At 72.4% G+C, this 25,665-nt stretch carries 25 protein-coding genes and 1 riboswitch; of the genes, 13 read left to right on the forward strand and 12 right to left on the reverse strand.

Annotation, left to right across the window (positions count from 1 at the left end):
- Positions 1 to 6 precede the first annotated feature (6 nt).
- From AB0I60_RS30745 to thiC, 3 genes are all read right to left on the reverse strand, one after another.
- Positions 7 to 840 (reverse strand): class I SAM-dependent methyltransferase, encoded by an 834-nt coding sequence (locus AB0I60_RS30745; RefSeq protein WP_360735849.1) that lies wholly within the window; start codon positions 838 to 840, stop codon positions 7 to 9.
- Between the two features lie 43 nt (positions 841 to 883).
- A complete protein-coding gene (gene thiD, locus AB0I60_RS30750) occupies positions 884 to 1,699 on the reverse strand; it encodes a bifunctional hydroxymethylpyrimidine kinase/phosphomethylpyrimidine kinase (protein WP_360735851.1) in 816 nt (271 codons plus the stop codon).
- Positions 1,699 to 3,348 (reverse strand): phosphomethylpyrimidine synthase ThiC, encoded by a 1,650-nt coding sequence (gene thiC / locus AB0I60_RS30755; RefSeq protein WP_360735853.1) that lies wholly within the window; start codon positions 3,346 to 3,348, stop codon positions 1,699 to 1,701. The genes thiD and thiC overlap by 1 nt, the downstream gene beginning before the upstream one ends.
- Positions 3,338 to 3,460, reverse strand: a riboswitch (TPP riboswitch). It overlaps the preceding gene by 11 nt.
- 646 nt (positions 3,461 to 4,106) lie before the next feature.
- Between thiC and AB0I60_RS30760 the strand changes: the two genes are divergently transcribed.
- Entirely contained in the window at positions 4,107 to 4,859 is a 753-nt protein-coding gene (locus AB0I60_RS30760; protein WP_360735856.1) for a hypothetical protein, read from the forward strand.
- Here AB0I60_RS30760 and AB0I60_RS30765 read toward each other — a convergent pair.
- Together AB0I60_RS30765 and AB0I60_RS30770 are read right to left on the reverse strand one after the other, a co-directional pair.
- Positions 4,746 to 5,342, reverse strand: a complete 597-nt coding sequence (locus tag AB0I60_RS30765; protein WP_360735859.1) for a LysE family translocator — start codon at positions 5,340 to 5,342, stop codon at positions 4,746 to 4,748. The two genes, AB0I60_RS30760 and AB0I60_RS30765, sit on opposite strands and share 114 nt — an antisense overlap.
- Positions 5,343 to 5,384: 42 nt before the next feature.
- Positions 5,385 to 5,966: a peptide deformylase gene (locus AB0I60_RS30770; protein WP_360735861.1), complete on the reverse strand. Its 582-nt coding sequence runs from the start codon at positions 5,964 to 5,966 to the stop codon at positions 5,385 to 5,387.
- A 129-nt stretch (positions 5,967 to 6,095) separates the two neighbouring features.
- Between AB0I60_RS30770 and AB0I60_RS30775 the strand changes: the two genes are divergently transcribed.
- On the forward strand, positions 6,096 to 6,392 hold the full coding sequence (locus tag AB0I60_RS30775; RefSeq protein ID WP_360735863.1) for a DUF3263 domain-containing protein: 297 nt from the start codon (positions 6,096 to 6,098) through the stop codon (positions 6,390 to 6,392).
- Positions 6,389 to 7,045, forward strand: a complete 657-nt coding sequence (locus AB0I60_RS30780) for a LytR C-terminal domain-containing protein (RefSeq protein WP_360735866.1) — start codon at positions 6,389 to 6,391, stop codon at positions 7,043 to 7,045. Before AB0I60_RS30775 ends, AB0I60_RS30780 begins: the two co-directional genes overlap by 4 nt.
- Before the next feature lie 117 nt (positions 7,046 to 7,162).
- On the opposite strand, the gene AB0I60_RS30785 is transcribed toward AB0I60_RS30780, so the two are convergent.
- The 4 genes from AB0I60_RS30785 to glp all read right to left on the reverse strand — a co-directional run bounded on the left by AB0I60_RS30785 (position 7,163) and on the right by glp (position 12,634).
- The gene (locus AB0I60_RS30785) at positions 7,163 to 9,400 is read right to left on the reverse strand and encodes an AAA family ATPase (protein WP_360735869.1); all 2,238 of its coding nucleotides are present in this window, start codon (positions 9,398 to 9,400) and stop codon (positions 7,163 to 7,165) included.
- Between the two features lie 27 nt (positions 9,401 to 9,427).
- Entirely contained in the window at positions 9,428 to 10,399 is a 972-nt protein-coding gene (pssA, locus tag AB0I60_RS30790; RefSeq protein WP_360735872.1) for a CDP-diacylglycerol--serine O-phosphatidyltransferase, read from the reverse strand.
- A gap of 4 nt (positions 10,400 to 10,403) precedes the next feature.
- Complete coding sequence (locus tag AB0I60_RS30795) at positions 10,404 to 11,114, reverse strand: phosphatidylserine decarboxylase (protein ID WP_360735874.1); 711 nt, start codon at positions 11,112 to 11,114, stop codon at positions 10,404 to 10,406.
- A gap of 332 nt (positions 11,115 to 11,446) precedes the next feature.
- Entirely contained in the window at positions 11,447 to 12,634 is a 1,188-nt protein-coding gene (glp, locus tag AB0I60_RS30800) for a gephyrin-like molybdotransferase Glp (protein WP_360736015.1), read from the reverse strand.
- Between the two features lie 88 nt (positions 12,635 to 12,722).
- Between glp and AB0I60_RS30805 the strand changes: the two genes are divergently transcribed.
- The 4 genes from AB0I60_RS30805 (at position 12,723) to groL (ending at position 17,036) form a co-directional block, all read left to right on the forward strand.
- Entirely contained in the window at positions 12,723 to 13,367 is a 645-nt protein-coding gene (locus tag AB0I60_RS30805) for an AIM24 family protein (protein ID WP_360735876.1), read from the forward strand.
- 82 nt (positions 13,368 to 13,449) lie between these two features.
- On the forward strand, positions 13,450 to 13,656 hold the full coding sequence (locus AB0I60_RS30810; protein ID WP_033432301.1) for a cold-shock protein: 207 nt from the start codon (positions 13,450 to 13,452) through the stop codon (positions 13,654 to 13,656).
- A gap of 126 nt (positions 13,657 to 13,782) precedes the next feature.
- A complete protein-coding gene (locus AB0I60_RS30815) occupies positions 13,783 to 15,075 on the forward strand; it encodes a serine/threonine-protein kinase (protein ID WP_360735878.1) in 1,293 nt (430 codons plus the stop codon).
- Between the two features lie 338 nt (positions 15,076 to 15,413).
- Positions 15,414 to 17,036: a chaperonin GroEL gene (gene groL, locus AB0I60_RS30820; protein ID WP_360735880.1), complete on the forward strand. Its 1,623-nt coding sequence runs from the start codon at positions 15,414 to 15,416 to the stop codon at positions 17,034 to 17,036.
- Between the two features lie 214 nt (positions 17,037 to 17,250).
- On the opposite strand, the gene AB0I60_RS30825 is transcribed toward groL, so the two are convergent.
- Positions 17,251 to 17,736 (reverse strand): hypothetical protein, encoded by a 486-nt coding sequence (locus AB0I60_RS30825; RefSeq protein WP_015097920.1) that lies wholly within the window; start codon positions 17,734 to 17,736, stop codon positions 17,251 to 17,253.
- Positions 17,733 to 18,338 (reverse strand): sigma-70 family RNA polymerase sigma factor, encoded by a 606-nt coding sequence (locus tag AB0I60_RS30830; RefSeq protein WP_360735882.1) that lies wholly within the window; start codon positions 18,336 to 18,338, stop codon positions 17,733 to 17,735. Before AB0I60_RS30830 ends, AB0I60_RS30825 begins: the two co-directional genes overlap by 4 nt.
- Positions 18,339 to 18,944: 606 nt before the next feature.
- Between AB0I60_RS30830 and AB0I60_RS30835 the strand changes: the two genes are divergently transcribed.
- The 5 genes from AB0I60_RS30835 (at position 18,945) to AB0I60_RS30855 (ending at position 24,049) form a co-directional block, all read left to right on the forward strand.
- A complete protein-coding gene (locus tag AB0I60_RS30835; RefSeq protein ID WP_360735884.1) occupies positions 18,945 to 19,598 on the forward strand; it encodes a copper homeostasis protein CutC in 654 nt (217 codons plus the stop codon).
- 89 nt (positions 19,599 to 19,687) lie between these two features.
- Positions 19,688 to 20,980, forward strand: coding sequence for an extracellular solute-binding protein (locus tag AB0I60_RS30840; protein ID WP_360735887.1), 1,293 nt, complete (start codon positions 19,688 to 19,690; stop codon positions 20,978 to 20,980).
- The gene (locus AB0I60_RS30845) at positions 20,977 to 21,867 is read left to right on the forward strand and encodes a sugar ABC transporter permease (RefSeq protein WP_360735889.1); all 891 of its coding nucleotides are present in this window, start codon (positions 20,977 to 20,979) and stop codon (positions 21,865 to 21,867) included. The genes AB0I60_RS30840 and AB0I60_RS30845 overlap by 4 nt, the downstream gene beginning before the upstream one ends.
- The gene (locus AB0I60_RS30850; protein ID WP_360735891.1) at positions 21,864 to 22,697 is read left to right on the forward strand and encodes a carbohydrate ABC transporter permease; all 834 of its coding nucleotides are present in this window, start codon (positions 21,864 to 21,866) and stop codon (positions 22,695 to 22,697) included. The genes AB0I60_RS30845 and AB0I60_RS30850 overlap by 4 nt, the downstream gene beginning before the upstream one ends.
- A gap of 41 nt (positions 22,698 to 22,738) precedes the next feature.
- Positions 22,739 to 24,049, forward strand: coding sequence for a beta-N-acetylhexosaminidase (locus AB0I60_RS30855; RefSeq protein WP_360736017.1), 1,311 nt, complete (start codon positions 22,739 to 22,741; stop codon positions 24,047 to 24,049).
- A 4-nt stretch (positions 24,050 to 24,053) separates the two neighbouring features.
- On the opposite strand, the gene AB0I60_RS30860 is transcribed toward AB0I60_RS30855, so the two are convergent.
- A complete protein-coding gene (locus AB0I60_RS30860) occupies positions 24,054 to 24,278 on the reverse strand; it encodes a PspC domain-containing protein (protein WP_360735893.1) in 225 nt (74 codons plus the stop codon).
- 211 nt (positions 24,279 to 24,489) lie between these two features.
- Here AB0I60_RS30860 and AB0I60_RS30865 point away from each other — a divergent pair, with 211 nt between their 5' ends.
- Positions 24,490 to 25,662 (forward strand): XdhC/CoxI family protein, encoded by a 1,173-nt coding sequence (locus tag AB0I60_RS30865; RefSeq protein ID WP_360736020.1) that lies wholly within the window; start codon positions 24,490 to 24,492, stop codon positions 25,660 to 25,662.
- Positions 25,663 to 25,665 lie beyond the last annotated feature (3 nt).

Genomic DNA, 25,665 nt, shown 5'->3' on the forward strand with positions numbered 1-25,665 from the left:
CGGCCCCTACTCCGGTTGGCTCAACGCCGGGAACTCGTACCGCAGGATGCGCCCGACGTCGCGCAACCCGGGCAGCTTCGCCATGATCCGCAGCGGAACCCGGCTCGCCAGGGGCAACTCGGCGATCTCCGGCAACTCCATGCTGCGCACCGCTTCCACCAAGCGCACCCCCCACGGCTCGACGGCCCGGGGATCGTCCAACCCCCAGTGCAGTGTGGCTCCCGCGTTCCGCAGCGCCGGCACCAGTTTCTGCATCCGGATGCCGGTCGACCCGTAGACGTCGAACAGCAGTTCCCCACGCGGGAAGCGCCCGACGATCCGTCGCACTAGGCTGCGGATCTCGTGCTCCCGCAGGTACATCGTCAGCCCCTCGAACACGGCCACGGTCGGCCGGTCGGCGGGCACCTCCTCCAGCCACCCCTCATCCGTGACCGACGCAGCCACCAGCCGGTAGTCGCCGCGCGGTTCGGGCAGCAACCGGTGCCGCAGCGCCACGACCTCGGGGTAGTCGACCTCGACCCAGCGCACGCCGTCCCCGGGCGCGAGGCGGTGCGCGCGGGTGTCGAGGCCGCACGCCAAGTGCAACACCGTCGCCGACGGGTTCGCGCGCAGGAAACCCGAGGTCCAGTTGTCGAGGTACCGCGCGCGCATCGCCACCCCCGCCGCCGTGCCGGCGTTGACGCCGGTTCGACGGAAGTCGTAGTCGATCCGCGCGACCACCTCGGCCGCCGTCGTGTCGTGCAGGAACGACTTCGCCGCGCGGCTGTCCAGCGCGCGGCCGTACAGCGTGGCCAGCATCGTTTCCGGGGCACCGGTCAGGTCCACTCTTTCGCGGTCCACACCGCCAAAGTAGCCCTGACCGGCAGCCCCGGCGAGCGCCCGGCTAAACGGTGCCCAAACGCCACAACGGGGACACCGGCCCCACCCCGCCGCCGAGCGGGTACGCGGCGGCGACCGAACGGATGATGAACTCCTTGCCGAAGCGCACGGCGGTCGGCACGTCCTCACCGCGCGCCAGGCGGGACGTGATCGCCGACGCCAGGGTGTCGCCGCTGCCGTGCGTGTGCTTCACGTCGTAGCGCGGGCCCGGCAGCTCGATGAACGACTTGCCGTCGTACAAGATGTCGAGGCATCCCGGGTCGTCCCACAGGTGGCCACCCTTGACCAGCACCCACTGCGGGCCGAGCTCGAACAGCGCCTCCGCCGCTTTGCGCTGGTCGGCGTGGTCGCGGACCTCGATCCCGGTGAGCAGCCGGACCTCGTCGAGGTTCGGCGTCACCACCGTCGCACGCGGGAAGAGGCTGGTGCGCAACGCTTCCAGCGCCGCGTCGGCCAGCAGTTGGTCGCCGTGCATCGACGCCGCGACCGGGTCGACCACGAAGGGGATCGACTGTCCGATGTGGACCTTGTCGCACGCTTCGGCGACGGCCTCGATGATGGCGGCCGACGCCAGCATCCCGGTCTTCGCCGCGTTCACGCCGATGTCCGTGGCGACCACCTCGATCTGCGCGGCCACCACCTCCGGCGGGATCTCGGTGTAGCCGGTGACGCCCAACGAGTTCTGCACGGTCACCGCGGTCACCGCCGTCATGCCGTGCACACCGCACGCGAACAGCGTGCGCAGATCCGCCTGGATGCCCGCACCACCGCCGGAATCGGACCCGGCGATGGTGAGGACGCGCGGCGGTGTCACCGCCATCAGTCGACCACCGGGAGGTAGACCTTGTTGCCCTGGTGGGAGAACTCGGTGGACTTCTCCTCCATGCCCGCTTCGATCGCCTCCACAGTGGACAGACCGTGCTCCTCGGCGTACCGGCGGACGTCCTGGGTGATCTTCATGGAGCAGAACTTCGGCCCGCACATCGAGCAGAAGTGAGCCGTCTTGGCCGGTTCGGCGGGCAGCGTCTCGTCGTGGAACGAGCGCGCCGTGTCCGGGTCCAGGGCCAGGTTGAACTGGTCCTCCCAGCGGAACTCGAAGCGGGCCTTCGAGAGCGCGTCGTCCCAGTCCTGCACGCCGGGGTGCCCCTTGGCCAGGTCGGCCGAGTGCGCCGCGATCTTGTAGGTGATGACGCCGGTCTTCACGTCGTCGCGGTTCGGCAGGCCCAGGTGCTCCTTCGGCGTGACGTAGCAGAGCATCGCCGTGCCCAGCCACCCGATCTGCGCCGCGCCGATCGCCGACGTGATGTGGTCGTACGCGGGCGCGATGTCGGTCGCCAGCGGGCCGAGGGTGTAGAACGGCGCTTCGCCGCACCACTCCTCTTCCAGCCGGACGTTCTCCGCGATCTTGTGCATCGGGACGTGACCCGGTCCCTCGATCATCACCTGCACGTCGTGCGACCTGGCGATGTGCGTCAGCTCGCCCAGCGTGCGCAGCTCGGCGAACTGCGCCTCGTCGTTCGCGTCGGCGATCGACCCCGGCCGCAGGCCGTCACCCAGCGAGAACGTCACGTCGTACGCGCGCAGGATCTCGCACAGCTCCTCGAAGTGCGTGTACAGGAAGCTCTCGCGGTGGTGCGCGAGGCACCAGGCGGCCATGATCGACCCGCCGCGCGAGACGATCCCGGTGACCCGCCGCGCGGTCATCGGCACGTACCGCAGCAGCACGCCCGCGTGGACGGTCATGTAGTCGACGCCCTGCTCGGCCTGCTCGACGACCGTGTCCCGGTAGACCTCCCAGGACAGCTTCGCCGGGTCGCCGTTGACCTTCTCCAGCGCCTGGTAGATCGGCACCGTGCCGATCGGGACCGGTGAGTTGCGCATGATCCACTCGCGCGTCTCGTGGATCCGCTTGCCCGTGGACAGGTCCATGATCGTGTCCGCGCCCCACCGGGACGCCCACACCATCTTCTCGACCTCCTCCTCGATCGAGGAGGACACGGCCGAGTTGCCGATGTTCGCGTTGATCTTGACCAGGAACTTCTTGCCGATGATCATCGGCTCGGCCTCGGGGTGCCGCCGGTTCAGCGGGATCACCGCGCGGCCGATGGCGACCTCGTCCCGGACGAACTCGGCGCTCATGCTCTCGCGCGCCGCGATGTAGGCCATCTCGGGCGTGATGATCCCGGCCTTGGCGTACGCGAGCTGGGTCACCGCCCCGTTGACCGGCTCGCGCGCGGCGATCCAGTCCGCGCGCAGCGCGGGAAGTCCACTGTGGACGTCGATGGTGGCGTCGCTGTCGGTATACGGACCGGAAGTGTCATAGAGATCGACATGTTCGCCGTTCGTCAACTCCACCCTGCGGAACGGGACGCGCACGCCATCGGCCACCTCGCGGTAGACCTTGCGCGAGCCGGAGATCGGCCCCGTGGTGACGCTGGGTTTCACCGAACGGTCGTCAAGTGCCGTCACGACATTCCTCCCTACGCCGGCATTACCCGGTCAGGTTCAGGCGGTCGGCGGCACCGGATCTCTCCAGCCGCCCTCTCAGCCCGCTCAAGCGCGAGCTCCCGCGATGTTGAGTTGTCCTGCCGACCATAGCCACGCAGTCGTCCCGATGCCAAGGCTCTGTGCGGACGCGCTCGCCCATCGGGGGTGCGACTGGCCACCTGCGGGGGTGGGCGGGCGCGGTTCGACGCGCGGCTCAACACGCGGGCGGCTCAACGCGCGGGCGGCTCAACGCGCGCGGTTCGACACGCGTGGGTGTGCGCGACACACGCGGGTGCGCGGGCGGCTCGACACGCGCGGGCGGCTCGGCACGCGCGGGTGGGTGCGACCGGCGCGGGTGTGCGCGCACAGGCGGTCGGCGGGTGCGTGCGAGTGCCGCCAGAGGCCACGAGTGGGGCCGGCAGGGGACTGGGCTGGGGGCTGGGACTGGCTGGGGATCGGGCTGGGTGGAGGGGCCGGGTGGAGGGGCCGGGTGGAGGGGCCGGGTGGAGGGTGGCTGGGGTGGTGGTCGGGGCGGGGTCGGATGGTTCGGGGGTTCGCGGGATCCTCGTTTCAAACCGAGTTCTGAGAACAGTGTTTCCGTACACTTTCATGTTTTCTTCACTCGGTTGAGTGGGGTGTGCGCCGAACGGCGGGGGTGTTCGGGGAGCGGGGCGGTGGGTGCGGGGATTGGGGTGTCGTGCGGATGCCAAGCGGGTGGGTTTGCGCGTACCTTTCTCCGCGTGGCTGATCACCAGCCGTTCCCGCCCGGCGCGCGGCGCGTGGCACGCCCCGCTGTCGTTTCGGCCTGCCCTTCGTGCGGGGACCTGGCCGGGCGGGGGTATCCCGGGTGCCGGTTCTGCGTCGAGCTGGTGGACCAGTACTGGCTGCTCGACTGGCAGGAGCTGCTCGCCGCCGAGAAGTTGACCGAGGGCGGGGCGGGGGAGCGGGAACTGGCCGAGCTGGTCCTCGCCGACGAGATCGGGCGGCACCCGTGGACCTGCACGGACTGGGCCATGACGCTCGTGTCCTGCCCGCACTGCGGCCGGGAGCTGGGCACCGGTCCGGTGGACTGCGTCCGCTGCGCGACGGCGGACGCGCTCCGCTGGTCCTGGGACCACGTCGGCTTCCCGGACGCCATCACGGCCGAGGAGCACGCCTTGCGGGTCGCCCGCGCCGTGCTCCGCGCACCGCACCGACGCCGGCCGACCGTGGTCGACGCCTGGCGGCTCCTGCTGCCCTTCCTGCTCGTCGGCGAGCTGCCGACGGTGGGCCAGGTGCAGCGCATCCGCGCCCACGTGATCGCGGGCGGGTACGCCGACCTGGCCCTGTGCACCTCGCACGTCGAACTGGCGGGCCTGCCGGAACTGCCCTGGCGGCGGTCAGCGCGGGTCGAGGACCAGGCGAAGGCCCAGCGCGACCAGGACGCCTCCGGAGACGCGCTCCAGCACCCGCCGCACCCGCGCGCGAACGAGCCAGCCGCGGACCCGGTCTAGGACGCCGACCACGACCAGGTACCACGCGGTGTCCACGGCCACCCACACCAGCGCGAACAGCAGCAGCGCGCCGCGACCCGCGTCCGCCGGCAGGAACTGCGGCAGGAACGAGATCGCGAACACGCCCAGCTTCGGGTTGGCCAGGTTCACCACCAGCCCCGCGCGGAACGCGTGGCCGGCCGGCGGTGCCTCCGGCAGCGGCCGGCCCGCCGAGCGGATGGCCTTCACGCCCAGGTAGACCAGGAACACCGCCCCGGTGATCCGCAGCGCGTGGTAGGCCACCTCGGACGCGGTGAGCAGCACGGACAGGCCGAGCGCCGCCGCCACCGCCCACACCGCGACCGCGAGCTCCATGCCGAACACCGTGGCCAGCGCGTGCGCGCGCCCCCGGACCGACTGTCGCAGCACCAGCGCCGTACCGGGGCCGGGCGACAGCGCGATCAGGAAGGACGCCGCGACGAAGGCGGCCAGGTTGCTCCACATGGTGCCATCGTCGACCCGCCGTCCACCGCTTTGTCGCAGCGGTCAGTCGTCCTCGTCGGCGAACGGGTCCTCGGAGGTGGCCGGGTCCCAGGACAGGCCGGGCACGCCCCAGCCGTTGGCCTTGAGCATCTTCTTCGCCGCGCGCTTGTGCCGGCCCACCAGGCGGTCCAGGTAGAGGTAGCCGTCCAGGTGGTCGGTCTCGTGCTGGAGGCAGCGGGCGAAGAAGCCGGTGCCCTCCACCTCGACCGGCTTGCCGTCGCCGTCGAAGCCGGTCACCTTCGCCCACGGCGCGCGGCCCGTCGGGTAGCTCTCGCCGGGTGCGGACAGGCAGCCCTCGTAGTCGTCGTCCGGGTCGGGCATCCCGAGCGGGATCTCCGAGGTCTCCAGCACCGGGTTGACCACCACGCCCCGGAACCGGTTGCCCTGGTCGTCCGGGCAGTCGTAGACGAACAGCCGCTGGTCGAGCCCGATCTGGTTGGCGGCCAGGCCGACCCCGCGCGCCGCCGCCATGGTCTCGAACATGTCCTCGACCAACGTCCGCAGCGCGTCGTCGAAGACCTCGACCGGCTTGGTCGGGTGGTGGAGCACGGGCTCGCCGGCGATGACGATCGGGTGAACTGCCATGGTCCGCAGTTTATCCGTGGCCTGCGGACTTCCGGCACGGACCGGGGACGCGCCGACCGATGAGCCGACCCCGGTGAAGATCACGTGGTGTAATGGCACCCACGCGCAGGCACGGCTGAGGAGCCCAGAGTGGACGCCGCAGAGGCACTGGCGCCGGCGGATCGGCCGGACGACGGTCTGGACGACCGGGAACGCGAGATCCTGGCTTTCGAACGCCAGTGGTGGAAGTACGCCGGTGCCAAGGAGCAGGCGATCAAGGAGCTGTTCGACCTGTCGCCGACGAGGTACTACCAACTGCTCAACGCGTTGCTGGAGAAGGAAGAGGCGTTGGCGGCGGACCCGATGCTGGTGAAGCGGTTGCAGCGGTCCCGGTCCGGCCGGGCGAGGGCCAGGGCGGCACGGCGGCTGGGTGTCGAGCCCCGATGACCAACCCTGACTCGGCGGGTTCCGCCCACCCCTCGCGCGCTGCGGGCTACGCCCTGATCGGTGTGGCGGCGGTGGCCGCCGTGATCGGCGTGGCCACGCTGTTCACCGGCGGCGATGACGAGCAGGCGGGCGCCCAGCCCACGACGTCCGCGACGGCGGGCCCGACCTCCGACGGCCAGACCTCCACCGGTCAGACCTCTCCCGGTCAGACGACGGACGGGCAGCCCGGGGGCACGAGCACCGGCTCCGCGCCGCAGACCACGACCCCGGCCACCCCGCCGGGGCAGCCCTCGACGACGGTGGCGGGCGCACCGCAGACCACGGGGGTAGCGCCGCCCCCGGTGACCACGACGGCGAAACCCCCGGTGCGGGTCTACAACAACAGCACCGTCGTGGGGCTGGCCGCGGAGGCGTCGGACGACATCCGCCGCGCCGGCTGGGAGGTCGCGGAGACCGGCAACTACTCGCAGGGCCAGATCCCGACGACCACGGTCTACTACCGGCCGGGCACGGACGAGGAGCAGTCGGCGCAGCAGCTCGGCCAGGTGCTCAAGGCCGAGGTGAAGCCCCGGTTCGAGGGCATCGAGCAGGCGCACGCCGGGATCATCGTGATCGTCACGAACAACTACGCGGGTCCGTCCGGCAAGATCTGACCGGTGGTCGGAGCGGCCGGGGTGGCAGCGGTGGCCGGGTAGCGGTCAGCCGGGTGGCGGCCGAGCGGGTCGGCCCGGCCGGACCGGTGGACCGGTCCGGCGGGCCGGGCGGGTCGGTCAGGTGGTGCGGGAGTCGGCGTAGGCGGCCAGGGCGGCGAGCTGGGCCGGGTCCAGGGACGGGCGCACCGCCGCGCGGGCCTTCGCCAGGTGGTCGCCGGTCACCTCGGACGCGGACAGCGACTCGCGCATCGCGGTCAGCGCCGCCTCCCTGATCAGCGCCGCGCAGTCCGCCGCCGAGTAGCCCTCCAGCTCGCCCGCCAGCGCCGCCAGGTCGACGTCGTCGGCCAGCGGCGTGTTGCGGGAGGACGCCCGCAGGATCTCGGTGCGCGCGTCGGCGTCCGGCGGCGGCACGTAGACCAGGCGTTCCAGCCTGCCGGGACGCAGCAGCGCGGGGTCGATCAGCTCGGGCCGGTTCGTGGCGCCCAGCACGACGACGTCGCGCAGCGGTTCGACGCCGTCCAGCTCGGTGAGCAGCGCGGCGACCACCCGGTCGCCCACCCCGGAGTCGGAGGACTGGCCGCGACGCGGGGCGAGCGCGTCGACCTCGTCCAGGAACACCAGCGCGGGCGCGGCTTCGGCGGCCCGCCGGAACAGCTCGCGCACCGCGCGCTCGGACTCGCCGACGAACTTGTCCATCAGCTCGGCGCCCTTGACCGACAGCACGTTCAGCCGCCCGCTGCCCGCGAGCGCGCGCACCAGGAACGTCTTGCCGCACCCCGGCGGCCCGTACAGGAGCAGGCCGCGCGGCGGTGCGACGCCGAGGCGGGCGAACGAGTCGGGGTACTGCAACGGCCACAGCGCGGCCTCGGTCAGCGCCTGCTTCACCTCGGTCATGTCGCCGACGTCGTCCAGCGTCAGGCCGCCGGTCCGCAGGGTGTCCGAAGTGGACATGGAGATGGGGCGCACGGTGTCCAGCGCGCCGACCAGGTCCTGTTGCGCCACGTGGGGTTCCTGCGCTTCGCGCTGGCGCAGCGCGGACCGGACGGCGGCCTCGCGGCGCAGCGCGACCAGGTCGGCGGCGACGAAACCCGGTGTGCGGTCGGCGATCACGCCCAGGTCCACATCGGACTCCAGCGGCACGTCCCGCAGCAGCACGCGGAGCAGTTCGGTGCGGCCCGCGCCGTCCGGCAGCGGCAGCACCAGTTCGCGGTCGACCAGCTCCGGCGTGCGCAGCCTCGGGTCGACGGCCTCGGCGTGCGCGCTGGTCACCACCAGCGCGATGCCGGCCTCGACGACCGCCGCGCGCAGCGCGTCCAGCACGACCGTGGCGACCGGCGGCGGCGAGTTCGCGGGCAGCAGCGCCTCGACGTCGGTCAGCAGCAGCACCGCCGGGGACTCGGCGGCGGCGATGGCGTCGCCGATCCGCCGGGCGGTGGCGGCGGCTTCCAGCACCGCGATGCTCGGCGCGGCGACCTCCATCACGTGCGCGCCGACGCTGTGCGCCACGGCCCGCACGAGGGTCGCCTTGCCGACCCCCTCCGGCCCGCTGACCAGCGCGGCGAGCCTCGGTGCGGCTCCGAGCCTGGTGAGCAGCTCGGGGTGGCTGAAGGTCAGGTCGAGCCACTCGGCGAGCCGCCGGGCGGCGTCCTTGTGCCCGACCAGGTCGGCCACCGGGACGGGCTCCTCGACCACCGCCGGAACGACCGGCGCGTCCACGGCCGCCGGGGCGGGCACGGCGACCGCCGACCCCGCCGCACCGGCCAGGGCGACGGCGGTGGACCTGGCCGGCGCGTCGCCCGTGCGCGCGCCGTCCCGCCAGCCGACGACGGTGGACGGCTGCACCGCGACCGGCCCGCCGGCCGGCTCGACCGACGTGATCGTCAGCAGCTCGTTGGTCCACGTCATGCCGATGGCGTTGGACAGCTTGCGGCGCGTCGCGCTCACGTCCGCGCCGGGCGGCGGCGCGAGGTCCTGCGGGAGCAGGGACACCGCGTCGCCGACCGTGAGCACCTTGCCGGTCAACGCCATCCGCAGCGTCTCCGGCGTCAGCGACGTGGTGGCCAGCCGCGACCCGGCGACGGTCACCGAGCGCGCGCCGGTCACCTCGACCGGCGCGACCACGACCTCCGCCCCCTCGGCGACGCCGAGGTTGGACAGCGTCACGTCGTCCACCAGCACCACGCCGGGCGCGGAGTCGCCGGCGGCGGCCAGCGCGGAGCTGACCCGCGCGCCGGTCAGCCGCACCGCGTCCCAGGCGCGCAGCCCGAGCGCGTCGAGCACCTCGGGGTGCAGCCGGACGACCCCGCGCCTGGTGTCGAGGGCGGACGGCGACAGGCGGGCGGTCAGCGTGATCACACGGCGAGCCTAGGCCAACCGGTGGCCTCAGGGCCGGTGGTGCCGGCGAAGCCCGATCTGCCGCCACCCGCGCCGCTTGTGCGGGCCGCCCTGGCCGTTGGGCTCGGTCGGGACGTGCGGCGGGCCGCCCGCGCGGCGCGGGCGGCGCACCGCACGCATCGCCGCGCCCGCGACCCGGCCGCCCAGCGGCTGCCGCAGGCCGAGCCGGCGCGCGGCCACGCCGTGGGCGCGCTTGATCGCCCGCCGGTCGGCGGCCGGGACCGCCCACGCCTCCGGGTGCTTGGCCAGCCACCGGTAGCGGCGCACCGAGTACGGCACGTGCCCCAGGTAGAGCAGCATCGCCGCGATCAGCGCGACCAGCGGGAACGTGAACACGGCGGCGGCCAGCAGGGCGACCAGGACCAGCAGCGGCGCGACCGCCCGGGGCGGGACCTTGATCGTCTTGACGGACAGCGTCGGGACGCGGCTGACCAGCAGGAGCGCGATGCCGACCGTCCACACGGCGACCACCCACGGCTCCGACCACCAGCCGGGCGAGCCGACCTGCTCGTCCACGATCAGCGGGAGCAGCAGCAGCAGGCCGCCCGCCGGTGCCGGCACGCCGACGAAGAACTCCTTGGCGAACGGCGGCTGCTCGACGTCCAGCAGGGTGTTGAACCGGGCCAGGCGCAGCACCATGCAGACCGCGAAGATCAGCGCCACCACCCAGCCCTCGCGGCTCGGCTGGAACTTCCAGACGTAGACCACGAGGGCCGGCGCGACGCCGAAGGACACCGCGTCGGCCAACGAGTCCAGCTCCGCGCCCATCTTGCTGGTCGCGTCGAGCAGCCGGGCGAGCCGGCCGTCCAGGCCGTCGAGCACGGCGGCCATGGCGATCGCCGCGATGGCCGCGCCCCAGGAGTGCTTGATGGCGAAGTGCACGGACGACAGGCCCGCCGACATCGCCAGCACGGTGATCGCGTTGGGCAGCAGCCGAACGCCCGGCCCGCTGGGAGCCACCGGGTCAGAGCTCCGGCAGTTCGGCGAGCACGGTCTCCCCGCCGATCGTGCGCTGGCCGGCCTCCACCAGCACGCGGCTGCCCTGCGGCACGTAGAGGTCGACGCGCGACCCGAAGCGGATCAGGCCGTAGGTCCGGCCGACCTCGACCTTGTCGCCGTCGGCGACGTGGCACACGATCCGCCGCGCGACGAGGCCGGCGATCTGCACCACGACGACGTCGTGGCCCTCGGTGGAGGTGAGCCACACGGTGTTGCGCTCGTTGTCCTCGCTGGCCTTGTCCAGGTCGGCGGACAGGAACTTGCCCGGCCGGTAGGACACCTGGCGGACCGCGCCGGACACGGGCACGCGCTGGACGTGCACGTCGAACACGGACAGGAAGACGCTGATCCGCGTCATCGGCACGTCGCCGAGGCCGAGTTCGACCGGCGGGACCGCGTCGACCACGTGCGACACGGTGCCGTCGGCGGGCGCCACGGCCAGGTTCGGTCGGGTGGGGGTGGCCCGCTTGGGTTCGCGGAAGAACCACGCCACCCACGCGGTCAACAGCCCGCCGACCACGCCCGCGCGCCGGGAGAACCGGCGGAGCAGGAGGGTGGCGACGGCCGCGCCCGCCACGAACGGGCGGCCTGCGGGGTGCATCGGGGGGATGATCCCCCGAGCGAGGTCGATGAAGTGGGAGACGGCACCACGGTTCTTGTCGCGATCGACGGTCATGGCTCTTCCGGGTCAGGGAATGCTGGCCGGCCACACGGTACGCCGGCGACCCGTGAGCCCGTCCGGTATGTCCGTGCGTCCCCCGACGAACGCACGGACATACCGGACAGGTGTGCCGACCAGTGTAATCCAGGTCACATGGCGTAATCAATGGCTGTGCGTTAGCTCGCTGTGACTCACTGTACGCGATCTTTGGTGGAGACGTGGTGGGAGTGCGCACCGGGCCGGATCGTTCAACAATCCCGCTACAGCAGGCAGGCGTGAATCGGAGGTCTGCGGTGGTTCTTCGCAGTCGCCTCGCAGTCGCCCTGCAAGGGGGTCGTCCACCACTCCTACTGGAGGAAGCGGACCGTGACCTCGGCCCCGGCGGCCAGCTCCGTCACGTCCGCCGGCACCTCGATCAGGCAGTCGGCCAGCGCCAGCGCCGACAGCAGGTGCGAGCCCGGCCCGCCGACCGGGGTCACCACCCGGCCCGACACCGGGTCGTACTTGCCCCGGCGGAACTGGGTGCGGCCGGCGGGGGAGGTGAGCGGCGAGTTCAGCGCGGCCACCGCCGTCGGCCGCTCCACCACCGGGAACCCCATCGCGGCCCGCAGCGCGGGGCGGATGAACACCTCGAACGACACCTGCGCGCTCACCGGGTTGCCCGGCAGCGTCGCCACCGCCACGCCCCGGTACCGGCCCGCGCCCTGCGGCCCGCCGGGCTGCACCGCCACCCGGGTGAACTCCACGCCCCGGCCGGCGAGCGCGTCCTTCACCACCTCGTACGCCCCGGCGCTCACCCCGCCCGAGGTCAGCAGCAGGTCGCAGCCGGCCAGCGCCGGGTCCACCGCCGCCCGGAACGCGGCCACGTCGTCCGGCACGAACCGCAGCAGCTCCGCCTCGCCGCCCGCCTCCCGCACGGCCGCGGCGAGCATCACGCCGTTGGACTCGTAGATCTGCCCCGGCTCCAGCGCCTCGCCCGGCCCCACCAGCTCCGACCCGGTCGACAGCACCAGCACCCGCACCCGCCGGCGCACCGGCAGCGCCCCGAAGCCCAGCGCCGCCGCCAGCCCGAGCTGCGCGGGCCCCAGCACCACGCCGGCCTCCAGCACGGTCGTGCCCGCCGCCACGTCGTCCGCCGCGCGCCGCACGTTCGCGCCGGCCGCCACGCCCCTGTCCACCCGCACCGACGACGTCCCGCCGTCCGTCCACTCCACCTGCACCACGGCGTCCGCGCCCGCCGGCACCGGGGCGCCGGTCATGATCCGCTGCGCGGTGCCGGGCTCCAGCGGGGTCGACGCCGCCCGCCCGGCGGGGATGTCGTCGGTCACGGGCAGCGTCACCGGGACGTCCGCCACGTCCGCCGCGCGCACCGCGTAGCCGTCCATCGCGGAGTTGTCGAACGGCGGCAGCGAGACCGGCGCGACCAGGTCTTCCGCCAGCACCAGGCCGAGGCAGTCGCCGACCGGGAGGTCGACCGGGTCGGTCGGGCCGACGAGCCGGGCGATCCGCGAGCGGTGGGCGGCGACGGACGTCAACGAGTTCGACACGCCACCATCCTGCCGCGCCCGTGCGAAACTGCCCCGACCGGCCGCCACGCGCGACAGCAGGAGGAGGAACGTTCCGGTGCAGGTCCGCACGCGACACACGCCGACCTTCGGGGTGGCCAGGCTGGTGCTCGCACCCGCCGAGCCGGCGCTCGTCGAACGCTCGTCGCTGTTCGCGACCAGCTACGGCGTCAACCGCGACACCAAGGGCAAGGCCCCGGGCGTCAAGGCGGCGCTGTGCACGGCCGGCGCGGAGGGTGGGTGGGTGGACGTCGCCCCGCCGCTGCCCGGCGACCTGCACGTGCTGGAACTGGACGGCTCGCCGGGCTGGTGCGTCGCCCGGAACAGCTGGCTCGCGTCGTCCGGCTCGGTCGCCATGGACCCGTCCGCGCCGCCGCTGCGCGCGCTGCACGGCGGCGACAACGGATTCCTCACCTACGTCTACGGCACCGGGTCGGTCGTGCTCGCCTGCTACGGCACGCTCGACGTGGTCACCCTGGAGGCGGGCGAGCTGGTCACCCTCGACAGCGGGCACGTGGTGGGGTTCGCCGACACCCTCCAGTGCCGGCTGCGCGCGCTCTCGCCGGATGCGCCCCAATCGGTGCGCAGCGGGGAGGGCCTCGTCCTCGACTTCGCCGGTCCGGGGCTCGTGCTGACCCGTACGCGCAGTCCGCGAGCGCTCGTCAGTTGGTTGCGCGACAACGGATTCAGCGCCCGCGCATGACTCCATAAGGAGGTATCGGCAGACCCCCTCGTGCCTCTAGCGTGGCGGTTTGCTCAAGGGTATTTCTTCAAAGGAGGACGTCTTGGCTGTCGGTACGGTCAAGTGGTTCAACTCGGAGAAGGGGTACGGCTTCATCGCCGCCGACGGCGGGCCCGATGTCTTCGTGCACTACTCGGCGATCCAGATGGAAGGCTTCCGCACGTTGGCCGAGGGAGACCGCGTGGAGTTCGAGATCCAGGCCGGCCGCGACGGCCGCAGCCAGGCGTCGGACGTCCGGAAGGCATCGTGAACCCCGCCCGGCCCGCCCTGCGGCGGGTCGGGCCGTTCCACCCGGCGGCCCGCTCCGGTGCGTTGACCGGTGGTCTTACCCGGAACCCGGCGCACGCCGGGACGAGCGGACGTTAGGCTGCCTCGCGTGTCGGAGGACCTGAGCGGGCGACGGCTGGGCCACTACCGGATCGACGGGGTGCTCGGCCGAGGTGGCATGAGCGTGACCTACAAGGCCACGGACGTCAGGCTCGGTCGCAAGGTGGCGCTGAAGGTCATCGGCGAGCACCTGACCGCCGACGCCGAGTTCCGCGAGCGGTTCGTCGACGAGGCGCGCAACACCTCGGCGATCGACCACGCGAACATCGTGCCGCTCTACGACTTCGACGAGGTCGACGGGCTGCTCTACATCGCCATGCGGCTGGTCGACGGCCAGGACCTGGCGGGCCACATCAAGGACGGCCCGATCTCGCCCGCGCGCACCCTGACGCTGCTCGGCCAGGTGGCCGAGGCGCTGGACATGCTGCACGGCAAGGGCCTGGTGCACCTGGACGTGAAGCCGGCCAACGTGCTGGTGACCACCAAGGAAGCCTCCCGCGAGCACGTCTACCTGGCCGACTTCGGCCTGACCCGGCGCGGCGCGACCGGCCACCGCACCCGCACCGGCGACTTCCTCGGCTCGCCCACCTACGCCGCGCCCGAGCACCTGCGCGGCGAGCCGCTGGACGGCCGCACCGACCAGTACGCGCTGGCGTGCATGGTGTTCGCGTGCCTGTCCGGCCGGCCGCCGTTCCAGGGCGGCGTGCAGGACGTCATCCAGGGCCACCTGGCCGCCGAGATCCCGGCCGTCACGTCCCTGGTGGCGCTGCCGCCGGGCATCGACGAGGTGCTGCGCAAGGGCACTGCGAAGGACCCCAACCAGCGGTTCGGGTCGTGCCAGGAGCTGCTGTCGGCCGCGCGCACCGCGCTGGGCGGCGCGGCGACCGTGACCACCCCGCCGCGCCGGGTCGACGCCCCGGTGTCCGGCCCGCTGCCGGCCCAGCACGGCCCGCAGACCGGCGGCGTGCCGACCGGCACCCCGCAGACCGGCGGCGTCCCGGCCCAGCAGCCGCCGCGCTACCAGCAGCCCCAGTCGGGCGGGTTCCCCCCGCACCAGCAGCAGCCGGGGTTCCTGGCCGACCCGGTCCGGCTGCGCCCGCCGGCGCAGGTCGGCGCGTCGGCGTTCACGACCTCCAAGTCGCGGCCCGCGTGGGTCGCGCCGGTCGTCGTGGGCGCGGTGGCGATCGCGGCGATCGTCGTCCTGGTGCTGATCCTCACGCCGAAGTCCGAGGACCCCCGCCCGCCCGCGCCGACCTCGACGGGCCAGTCGATCGACGTCGGCGGCGACAGCGGCAGCAAGAAGCCGCTGCCGACCAGCGTCCCGGTCAAGACCTCGCGCTGACCGTCCGCCCCACGCCCAGGGACGAGGTCGGCGCGTTCCGCCGCCCACGCCCGGTGGGCCGCTTCCGACGACCGCGCTCCGGGGCTCCCGCGCGGCCGGCGAAACTCGCGCCACTGACCTGCGGTTCTTGCACTCGACCCCGTTGAGTGCTAAACACGGACCTGGCACTCGGACCACCTGAGTGCCAGCACGCAGGCTGGGACGGTGAGGCAGGCTCCCCCCGGGGAGCAGGTCGTCCGTCGCGGGCACCGAGCCTGGCCGAGCGCCGTGTTCCGCTGTGGACGTGCGTGTCCGCAGTGGCCCCATAAGTCGTTACACAGGCGGAGGAACACACCGCAATGGCGAAGATGATCGCGTTCGACGAGGACGCCCGCCGTGGTCTTGAGCGCGGCATGAACACCCTCGCGGATGCCGTCAAGGTGACGCTGGGTCCCAAGGGCCGCAACGTCGTGCTGGAGAAGAAGTGGGGTGCGCCGACGATCACCAACGACGGCGTCTCCATCGCCAAGGAGATCGACCTCGAGGACCCGTGGGAGAAGATCGGGGCCGAGCTCGTCAAGGAAGTGGCGAAGAAGACCGACGACGTCGCCGGTGACGGCACGACCACGGCCACCGTCCTCGCCCAGGCCCTGGTCCGCGAGGGCCTGCGCAACGTGGCGGCGGGCGCCAACCCGCTCGGCCTGAAGCGCGGCATCGAGAAGGCCGTCGAGGCCGTGACCGAGCAGCTGCTGAAGACCGCCAAGGAGGTCGAGACCAAGGAGCAGATCGCCGCCACGGCGTCCATCTCCGCGGGCGACTCGACCATCGGCGAGCTGATCGCCGAGGCCATGGACAAGGTCGGCAAGGAAGGCGTCATCACCGTCGAGGAGAGCAACGCGCTCGGCCTCGAACTCGAGCTCACCGAGGGTATGCGCTTCGACAAGGGCTACATCTCGGGCTACTTCGTGACCGACCCGGAGCGTCAGGAAGCGGTCCTGGAGGACCCCTACATCCTGCTCTACGGCTCGAAGATCGCGTCCGTGAAGGACCTGCTGCCGCTGCTGGAGAAGGTCATGCAGGGCGGCAAGCCGCTGCTGATCATCTCCGAGGACGTCGAGGGCGAGGCCCTGGCGACCCTGGTGGTCAACAAGATCCGCGGCACCTTCAAGTCGGTCGCCGTCAAGGCCCCCGGCTTCGGTGACCGCCGCAAGGCGATCCTCCAGGACATCGCCATCCTCACCGGTGGCCAGGTCATCACCGAGGACGTCGGCCTCAAGCTGGAGAACGCCGACCTGTCGCTGCTGGGCAAGGCCCGCAAGGTCGTCGTGACCAAGGACGAGACCACGGTCGTCGAGGGTGCGGGCGACGCGGAGCAGATCCAGGGCCGCGTCAACCAGATCCGCGCGGAGATCGAGAAGTCGGACTCCGACTACGACCGCGAGAAGCTCCAGGAGCGCCTGGCCAAGCTCGCCGGCGGCGTCGCGGTCATCAAGGCCGGCGCGGCCACCGAGGTCGAGCTCAAGGAGCGCAAGCACCGCATCGAGGACGCGGTGCGCAACGCCAAGGCCGCCGTCGAGGAGGGCATCGTCGCCGGTGGTGGCGTCGCGCTGCTCCAGGCCGCCGAGGCCGCCTTCGCGGGCCTGAAGCTGGAGGGCGACGAGGCCACCGGGGCGAACATCGTCAAGGTCGCCGTCGAGGCCCCGCTCAAGCAGATCGCGGTGAACGCCGGCCTCGAGGGCGGCGTCGTGGTGGAGAAGGTCAAGGGCCTGCCCGTGGGCCACGGCCTCAACGCCGCGACCGGCGTGTACGAGGACCTGCTCGCGGCCGGCGTGCCGGACCCGACCAAGGTCACCCGCTCCGCGCTGCAGAACGCCGCCTCCATCGCGGCGCTGTTCCTGACCACCGAGGCCGTCGTGGCCGACAAGCCGGAGAAGGCGGGCGCTGCCCCGGCCGTCCCGGACGCCGGTGGCATGGACTTCTGATCGCCAGGAGTACCGCTGTCCCGGAAGGCCCGGTCCGCTCGCGGACCGGGCCTTCCGGCGTTCCCGGGCCGGTGTGCGGAGGCGGTGGGCCGGTGTCCGGCGCGGCGTGGGCGGGTCCGGGGACGGAGAAGGCCCCGTGCCCCCGGGCGGAGGGGAGCACGAGGCCGGCGGAGATCCGGTCGGCGCGGTCGGGCGCCGGGGTGGGGCGTCGGCGTCAGAGCATGATCGTCGGGGTGACCACGGTGCGGCCCGGCTCGCCCCTGGAGTTCACCAGGTGCACCACGATCTGGGTCGTCCCGGTCGGTACGTCGGACAGCACGAAACGGCCGCCGTCGTCGGCCTTGGTCGTGCTGGACTCGTGCTCGGCCACCCGGACCTCGACGGTGTGCTCACCGGCCGGCACCAGCCAGCCGTCGATCCGGTGCCGGGCACCGCTCGGGGTGAAGTTGACCATCAGGGTCAGGTTGTCGACCGTGAACGTGATGGTGCCCGGGTTGCCGCCGCGCACCCCGGCGAACGAACCCGCCCGCTCCCAGCGGGCGACCTCCACGTCCAGGTTCTCCAGGGCCACCGCGAACTGTATGCGCTCGACCAGCCCCACCGGGGGCGCGTCCAGCTCGTACACCAACCGGTTCAGCTCCGTGAGGACAGCGGTGTCCTCTTGGCCTCTGCGGTCATCGCGCGGGTCGATGTCGTTCACCGCGATCCTCCTTCCGCGTCAAGATGTGTGCGCAGCGTGGTCAGGCAGCGGCCCCTGGTCGGACCGATGCTGCCACGTGGCATGGACAGTGCTTCCGCGACCGCGCGGTACTCCGCCCGCCCGGCCAGCACGGTGAGCCGCAGGAGTTCCTGGCACTTCTGCGACAAACGCCCGAAAGCCCGCCACAACCGGAGGTCCCGGTCGTCTACCAGTGCGGCGTCTTCCGGCAACCCGTATTCGCTCTCCAACTGCTCCGCCAACTCGTCGGACAGTGCCGATTCCCGACGTGCGGGGGTCCACGTGCGCTGGGCCTCCCGGCGCGTCGCCACGACGAGCCACCCCGCCAGCGCGCGGGGTTCGATCAACCGGTCCAGGTGGCGCAGCAGCGCCAGCCACACCGTCTGGACGACGTCCTCGGCCGTGCTGCGGTCCAGGCCGTGACCCCGGGCGACGTGCCAGACGAGCGGGGTCAGGTCGGCCACCAGCACGTCCAGCGCCCTGCGGTCGCCGTCGCGCGCGGCGATGACGCAGGCGGCGTGCCGATCCGTGCCGTCCAGACCTTCCCACGGTGGGCGCTCACCGGCCGTGCGCAGATCTCCCACGTCGTCACCTCCTCCTCGACATCCCCCAGCCGTAGCTGATCGTCACACACCCGGTCCCGGCCTGCGGCGGCGGTCCGCGATGCCCCCCTCGCACCGCGGACCGCCACTCCTCATTCCCCCCGCCGGCGGCGACCGGTCGACACCCCTCGAAGCCGACCGAGCGCCGCCTTTCTCCCCCGAGTGGTCAGCGGGACGGCCGTGTGCGGCTGCCGTCGTGCGGTTGGTCCACGAGACGCCTCCAGGTGGGTCGAAGGTCGGACATCAGATAAGGAGTGAGTAGTTCTACGGTGGATACACGGTGCGTCGTTAACAGTTCACCATTAGCGAGCTGTGCGCGAGTCGTCGCAGGTCAGAGGCGTTGTTCCGATCTTGTCCCGGTGTCGCTCGGACGGGGCGGGTCGCAGGCGCGGAAGGATTGTTGAACGATCCGCGCCGGTCGCCGGTCGCCGGTCGCCGGTCGCCGGTCGCCGGTCGCCGGTCGCCGGTCGCCGGGTGCCGGGGGCACCGGGGTGGCGATCGGGGCAGGGTGGGAGGGGCCGGGTGGTGGGTGCGGCCGGGGCCGGGCGGTCGAGTGGGGGGTGGCCGAGGGCGGTTATGGTCCAGACCATGCTTGAGGTAATCGCTCTCGACGCGGCCGATGCCGTCGCCGCGCAGGCCGGTGGGGCGCACCGGCTCGAACTCGTCACCGACATGGCCGCCGACGGCCTCTCGCCGTCACCGGACCTCGTGCGCAGCGTGCTCGCGGCCACCGACCTGCCGGTCCGCGTGATGCTCCGCGACGCGCCCGGGTTCGCCCCGGGCTCGCTGGACGGCCTGCGCCGCGACGCCGCGACCCTGCGCGAGGCCGGGGCGACGGAGTTCGTGCTCGGCTTCCTCGACGGCAACGGCTGGGTCGACCAGGACGCCTGCCGCGCCGTGCTCGCCGAGCTCGACGGCTGCCGCTGGACGTTCCACCGCGCCCTGGACAACTCCGCCGACCCCGAGGCGGCCTGGGCCGTGGTGGCGGGGCTGGGGTGTGACACGGTGCTCGCGTCCGGTTCGCCGCGCGGTGTCGCGGACGGGTTCGCGGTGCTGGAGCGGCTCGCCGCCCGGCAGGACGAGGTGGCGCTGCTCGTCGGCGGCGGCTTGAAGCAGGAGCACGTGGGTCCGCTCAAGGCAGTCGGGGCGTCCGGCTTCCACGTCGGGAGCGCGGTTCGACCCGGCGGGTGGGACGCTCCGCTGTCCGCCGACGAGGTCCGGACCTGGGCAAATTTGGTCTAGACCGCTTGCTGATTCGGACATTAGCATCTCCGTTGCTTCCCATGAAATGGTCGTTGCAGATCACGCAACATGTACTGGAGGAGGTTCGGATGATGCGGGTAACGAAGAGGTGGGCCGCGGTGGCGGCCGGCCTCGCCGTCACGGTGTTGGCCGGGTGCGCCCCGGTGCAGTCCGGTTCGACCACGTCGAGTTCGGACCAGCAGACCGGCCAGCTCCGGGTCTGGCTGTTCGACGAGGTCAACCGGGGCCCGAAGGAGGCCGTCGTCAAGGAGGCGGTGACCGAGTTCCAGAACGCCCACCAGGGCGTCACCGTCGACGTGCAGTACATCCAGGTCCAGTCGCGCGCCGAGCGCTTCAAGGCCGCGTTCAGCGACCCGAAGAGCGCGCCGGACGTCGCGGAGTTCGGCAACACCGACCTCGCGGGCTACGTGTCCGGCGGCGGGTTCTCCGAGATCGACCTCGGGTCGTGGGCCGACTCGAAGGACCTGCTGCCCGCCGTGCTGGACACCGGAAAGGTGGACGGCAAGGTCTACGGCATCCCGTGGTACGTCGGCGTCCGCGCCCTGTACTACCGCACGGACGTCTTCGCCGAGCTGGGCCTCAAGCCGCCGACGAAGATCGACGAGATCGCGCCGCTGGCCCGGCAGATCCGCGCCGCCAAGCCCGACCTGCTGGGCATCTCGGCCGGCGGCAAGTACACCTACGGCGCGATGCCGTTCGTGTGGGCCAACGGCGGCGAGATCGCCCGCAAGGACGGCGACAAGTTCGTCGCCGCGATCGACAGCGCGGACGCCAAGACCGGTCTGCGCCAGTACACCGAGCTGATCGCCGAGGACATCTGCCCGCCGTCCCAGTGCGCCGGCAACGGCGGTGACGCGAGCGTCGAGACGTTCCGCGCCGGCAAGGCGGCGATGGTGGTGGGCGGCGACTTCAACCGCAAGTCCGTCGACTCGTCCACGGCCGCCGGCAAGTACGCCGTCGTGCCGCTGCCCGGCAAGACCGCCGGTTCGGTCGCGCCGGCGTTCGCGGGCGGCAACCTGCTGGGCGTGATGAAGGGCTCCGAGCGCAAGACGCTGGCCACCCAGTTCCTCCAGCTGCTCGGCGGCAAGCAGTACCAGCGCAAGATGTTCGACGCGATGGGCAACATGCCGACCTTCGGTGACGTGCAGGGCGACGTGGCCAAGGCCAACCCCGCCGTGGAGCCGTTCATCAAGACCCTGAACGCCGGCACCCGGTTCGTCCCGGTGACGGCGAAGTGGGCCACGATCGACGCCCAGGGCGTGCTGCCGACCCTCCTGCAGGAGGTCGCCACCGGCGGCAGCGACCTGGACACCGCCGCGAAGAAGGCCGCCGACGCCATGAATGCGGCGTTCGGTTCATGATGCGCGCCCACCGGGGCGACGGGCGGATCGCGTTCGCCTACCTCGCCCCGGCGCTGCTGGTGCTGGTCGGTCTGATGGGCTACCCGATCTACCAGCTCGTGCTGATCTCGCTGTTCGACTACGGCCAGGAGCAGGTCAGCGGCGGTGCGCCGCTGACCTTCCTGGGCCTGGAGAACTACGCGAACCTGCTGTCCGACGCCAAGTTCTGGTCGGTGCTCGGGCAGACGGTCGGGTTCGCGGCGGTGTGCGTGCTCGGGACCCTGCTGGTCGGCGCGGCGCTCGCCGTGCTGGCCACCAGGGTCCGCACCTGGGCCCGGATGACGCTGTTCCTGGCCGCGCTGGGCGCGTGGGCGACCCCGGCGGTGGCCGGGTCGACCATCTGGCTGTTCCTGTTCGACGCGAACTTCGGCTTCGTCAACGAACTGCTCGGCACCACCGGCTTCTCCTGGACCTACGACCGGTGGCTGGCGTTCGGCCTGGTCGCCGCCCAGGTGATCTGGTGCTCGTTCCCGTTCGTCATGGTGACCCTGTACGCGGGCATCAAGTCGATCCCGGGCGAGGTGCTGGAGGCCGCCGCGCTGGACGGGGCGTCCGCGTTCCGCACGGCCCGCTCGGTGATCCTGCCGCTGCTGCGACCGCTGCTGATCGTCGTGACGATCCAGTCGATCATCTGGGACTTCAAGATCTTCACCCAGATCTACATCATGACCAACGGCGGCGGCATCGCCGGCCGCAACCTGGTGCTCAACGTCTACGCCTACCAGCAGGCGTTCGCCGCCTCCGAGTACGGCCTGGGCGCGAGCATCGGCGTGGTCACCACCGTGTTGCTGCTGCTGGTCACGCTCGGGTACCTGCGGGCGCTGAAGAAGTCGGGTGAGGTGCTGTGAAGCGGCGCTTGGCCGAGGTCGTCACCGTGCTGATCGCCGGCGTGGTGGCGTTCCCGCTGTACTGGATGGTCCTGACGGCGATCAAGCCCGAGTCCGAGGTCATCTCCTCGGACCCCCGGCCGTGGACGCTCGCGCCGACGCTGGACAGCTTCGTGCGCGCGCTGACCGTGCAGAGCTTCGGGCGCTACCTGCTCAACAGCCTCGTGGTGGCGTTCGCCGTGGTGCTGTTCAGCCTGCTCATCTCGTTCCTGGCGGCCACCGCGCTGACCCGGTTCCGGTTCCGCAGCCGGACCACGCTGCTGGTGATGCTGCTGGTCGTGCAGATGGTGCCGGTCGAGGCGCTGACCATCCCGCTGTTCTTCATGATGAAGTCGGTGCGCGACGTCGCGCCGGCGTTCGGGTTGAACCACCTGGGTTCGCTGGTGCTGGTGCACCTGGCGTTCAGCCTGCCGTTCGCCATCTGGATGCTGCGCGGGTTCGTGGCGGCCGTGCCGGTGGAATTGGAGGAGGCCGCGACGCTCGACGGCGCGTCCCGGTTCCGGTTCCTGTGGCAGGTGCTGTTCCCGCTGGTCGCGCCGGGCCTGGTGGCGACCAGCGTGCTGTCGTTCATCCACGCGTGGAACGACTTCCTGTTCGCCAAGACGTTCATCATCTCGGCGGCGGAGAACCAGACGCTGCCCCTGGCGTTGCAGGTGTTCGTGAAACCGGACCAGAACGACTGGGGCGCGATCATGGCCGGGTCGACGTTGATGACGATCCCGGTGCTGATCTTCTTCATTGTGGTGCAGCGACGACTGGTCGCGGGACTGGCGGGAGCGGTGAAGTCGTGATTCTTCCTCGACCGGTGTCATCCACCCCCGGTGACGGCGAGGTGGTCTGGGACGGCTCGGTGGACGTCCGGCTCGGCCTGGACGGCCCGTCGGGCGCGTACCGGCTGGTGATCGGGCCGGGCGTGACAGTGGAAGCGGCGGACGAGGCGGGCGCGTTCTACGCCCGCCAGACGCTGCGGCAGCTCGCGGGGCCGGACGCGTTCCGGGCCGCGCCCATCTCCGGCGAGCCGGTCCGGCTGCCGGTGTGCGTGGTGGAGGACGCGCCCCGGTTCGCCTGGCGCGGCGTGATGCTCGACGTGGCGCGGCACTTCCTGCCCAAGCACGACCTGCTGCGGTACGTGGACCTGCTGGCCGCGCACAAGCTCAACGTGCTGCACCTGCACCTCACCGACGACCAGGGCTGGCGCTTCGAGTCCCGGAAGTTCCCGCTGCTGCACGAGGTCGGCGGCTGGCGGCCGTCGTCGCGGTACGGGGACCGGCGGCGCGGCGGGCAGACCGGCCGGCCGCACGGCGGCTACTACACCCAGGACGACCTGCGCGAGGTCGTGGCGTACGCGGCCGAGCGGCACATCACCGTGGTGCCCGAGATCGACGTGCCCGGCCACAGCCAGGCGGCGATCGCGGCGTACCCGGAGCTCGGCGTCGCACCCGGCGGCGTGTGGACCGACTGGGGCGTCAACCCCAACGTGCTCAAGTCCGACGAGCCCACCGTGGACTTCTACCGCCAGGTGTTCGACGAGCTGCTCGACGTGTTCCCGAGCGAGGTCATCGGCCTGGGCGGGGACGAGGCGGAGGGCGGCGACGGGCGGTTCGTCCGGCGCATCGCGCAGCACCTCGTGCAGCGCGGCCGCCGGCCGCACGGCTGGGACGAGGTGCTGGACGTCGGCCCGCTGCCCGCCACGACGGTCGTCGCGTCGTGGCGGGGTGAGGAGGCCGGGCTCAAGGCGCTGGAACGGGGCCACGACGTGGTGATGTGCCCCGAGGCGCACGTCTACCTCGACTACCGCCAGGGCCCCGGCGGCGACGAGCCGATCCCGGTCGGCACCGTGCTCACCTGGGAGGACGTCTACGCCTACGAGCCGGCGGCGGCCGACCGGGTGCTGGGCGCGCAGGTGAACGTGTGGACCGAGCACCTCGACTCGCCCCGGCGCATCGACTACGCCGTGTTCCCCCGGCTGTGCGCGTTCGCCGAGGTGGTGTGGAGCCCGGCGACCCGGGACGTCGAGGAGTTCCGGGCCCGGCTGGTCGAGCACCACCTGCCGCGCCTGGACGCGCTGGGCGTCGAGTACCGGCCGCTGTCCGGGCCGAAGCCGTGGCAGGCGCTGCCCGGCGTGCCCGGTTTCCCCCGGTGACCGGTCAGTCCGCCTCGGGCACCAGGATCCACGCGGCCAGGTAGAGCAGCGCGCCGGCACCGAACCCGAACAGGGTGGCGGCGACGAGCACCATGCGGAGGATGGCGGCGTCGACACCGATCATCTCGGCGACGCCGCCGCACACGCCGGCGACCATCCGGTCGTCCCGGCTCCGGCGGAGCTTCTTGACCTTGGTGGTGGCTTCGTTGATCACGTCGTTCGTCGTCATGGCTCAATAGTGCTGGTCAACGCGCGGCGGCACATCGGGGGCGGACCCTGAAACGTCCTCAGGGACGAACCAGGACCCGCCCCCGAACCGGCGCGGTCGAGGTGCCCGGCGCACCTCGTGGCAGCACAATCGGGACATGATCGACGTCGGGGCGTTGACCGGGTCCGCCGCACGCGGCCGGGACACCGCGTGCGCGCTGTCGGGGGCGGCCGTGCGTGACGTCCTCGCGGAACTCGCCCGCCGGGTCGCGGCCGGCGAGGTGGTCGGCGTCGGCACGGTGGTCGCCACGTTCAGCTCCGCGCCCCGGCCGCCCGGCGCGGCGATGCTGGTGGGTGCGGACGGCGAGGTCGTCGGCTCGGTGTCCGGCGGGTGCGTCGAGGGCGCGGTGTACGAGGCGGCGCGCGAGGTGGTGGCGACCGGGTCGCCGGTGCTCCGGCGCTACGGCGTGACCGGTGACGACGCGCTCGCGGCGGGGTTGACCTGCGGCGGGGTGATCGACGTGTACGTGGAGGCGGTGTCGGCCGGGTCGTTCCCGCAGTTGCCCGACGTGCTGGCCGCCGTCCGCGCGCGGGAGCCGGTCGCCGTCGCCACGGTGGTCGAGCACCCGGAGTGGGTGGGCCGCCGGCTGGTCGTGCGGCCGGACCGGGTGGTGGGTGACGTGCCGTCCGCGCGGGCCCGCGACGCGATCACCGACGACGCGCGCGGCCTGCTCGCCGCCGGCCGCAGCGCAACCCTGCGCTACGGGCCGGACGGCCAGCGCCGGGGCGAGGGGCTGGCGGTGTTCGTGAACTCGTTCGAACCGCCACCGAGGCTGCTGGTGTTCGGCGCGATCGACTTCGCCTCGGCGATGGCACGGCTCGGCGCGTTCCTCGGCTACCGGGTCACGGTGTGCGACGCGCGCCCGGTGTTCGCCACCAGCGGCCGGTTTCCCGAGGCGGACGAGGTGGTCGTGGACTGGCCGCACCGCTACCTCGCGCGGCAGGCCGACCAGGGGTTGGTGGACGGCCGCACGGTGGTCGCGGTGCTGACCCACGACCCGAAGTTCGACGTGCCGCTGCTGGAGGTCGCGCTGCGGCTCGAGCTCGGCTACGTGGGCGCGATGGGCTCCCGGCGCACCCACGAGGACCGGCTGCGCCGGCTGCGCGCGGCGGGCGTGGCCGACGACGAGCTGGCCGGACTGGCGTCGCCGATCGGCCTGGACCTGGGCGCGCGCACGCCCGAGGAGACCGCCGTGTCGATCGCCGCCGAGATCATCGCCCTGCGCTGGGGCGGCGGGGGCGGCCGGCTGACCCGGACCGACGGGTCGATCCACCGCGACCCGGGGCGGGATCGCGGACCAGTTCCCGGATTGCCTGGCGAGCCGGCTCGCGGAGGGGGAGGCTGAGGA

Source organism: Actinosynnema sp. NPDC050436 (assembly GCF_040655415.1).
GTDB lineage: Bacteria > Actinomycetota > Actinomycetes > Mycobacteriales > Pseudonocardiaceae > Actinosynnema.

Coding starts and splice junctions, on each gene's coding strand:
- AB0I60_RS30835 (WP_360735884.1), top strand. CDS start 18,945: ATGCTTGAGGTAATCGCTCTCGACGCGGCCGATGCCGTCGCCGCGCAG.
- thiD (WP_360735851.1), bottom strand. CDS start 1,699: ATGGCGGTGACACCGCCGCGCGTCCTCACCATCGCCGGGTCCGATTCC.
- AB0I60_RS30840 (WP_360735887.1), top strand. CDS start 19,688: ATGATGCGGGTAACGAAGAGGTGGGCCGCGGTGGCGGCCGGCCTCGCC.
- AB0I60_RS30795 (WP_360735874.1), bottom strand. CDS start 11,114: ATGACCGTCGATCGCGACAAGAACCGTGGTGCCGTCTCCCACTTCATC.
- AB0I60_RS30845 (WP_360735889.1), top strand. CDS start 20,977: ATGATGCGCGCCCACCGGGGCGACGGGCGGATCGCGTTCGCCTACCTC.
- AB0I60_RS30765 (WP_360735859.1), bottom strand. CDS start 5,342: ATGTGGAGCAACCTGGCCGCCTTCGTCGCGGCGTCCTTCCTGATCGCG.
- AB0I60_RS30770 (WP_360735861.1), bottom strand. CDS start 5,966: ATGGCAGTTCACCCGATCGTCATCGCCGGCGAGCCCGTGCTCCACCAC.
- groL (WP_360735880.1), top strand. CDS start 15,414: ATGGCGAAGATGATCGCGTTCGACGAGGACGCCCGCCGTGGTCTTGAG.
- AB0I60_RS30860 (WP_360735893.1), bottom strand. CDS start 24,278: ATGACGACGAACGACGTGATCAACGAAGCCACCACCAAGGTCAAGAAG.
- AB0I60_RS30780 (WP_360735866.1), top strand. CDS start 6,389: ATGACCAACCCTGACTCGGCGGGTTCCGCCCACCCCTCGCGCGCTGCG.